Source organism: Streptomyces violens (assembly GCF_000717745.1).
GTDB classification, from domain to species: Bacteria; Actinomycetota; Actinomycetes; order Streptomycetales; family Streptomycetaceae; genus Streptomyces; species Streptomyces violens.
Window position 1 is genome coordinate 1 of sequence record NZ_JOBH01000044.1, and the last position, 435, is coordinate 435.

1 rRNA gene is annotated in these 435 nt (G+C 58.9%); it reads left to right on the forward strand.

The annotated features are described in order from the left end of the window. Window positions 1-80: ribosomal RNA gene (locus tag IF04_RS0135295) — 16S ribosomal RNA — on the forward strand; the annotation flags it as partial. Window positions 81-435: the final 355 nt, after the last annotated feature.

The window sequence follows — 435 nt, forward strand, 5'->3', positions numbered from 1 at the left end:
CGTCGAAGGTGGGACTGGCGATTGGGACGAAGTCGTAACAAGGTAGCCGTACCGGAAGGTGCGGCTGGATCACCTCCTTTCTAAGGAGCACTTCTTACCCGGTCCTCGGACCTGGTCAGAGGCCAGAACATCAGCGAACGTCTGATGCTGGTTGCTCATGGGTGGAACGTTGACTACTCGGCACACTCGGTTGGACCTCACTAGTACTGCTTCGGCGTGGAACGTGATGGACCATCTGGATGTGTCGGGCACGCTGTTGGGTGTCTGAGGGCACGGCCGTAAGGCTGTTCCTTCAAACGCCGGCCCCAGTGAACTCCGGATCTTTCCGGGGGTGGTGGGTGGCTGGTCGTTGCTTGAGAACTGCACAGTGGACGCGAGCATCTGTGGCCAAGTTTTTAAGGGCGCACGGTGGATGCCTTGGCACCAGGAACCGAT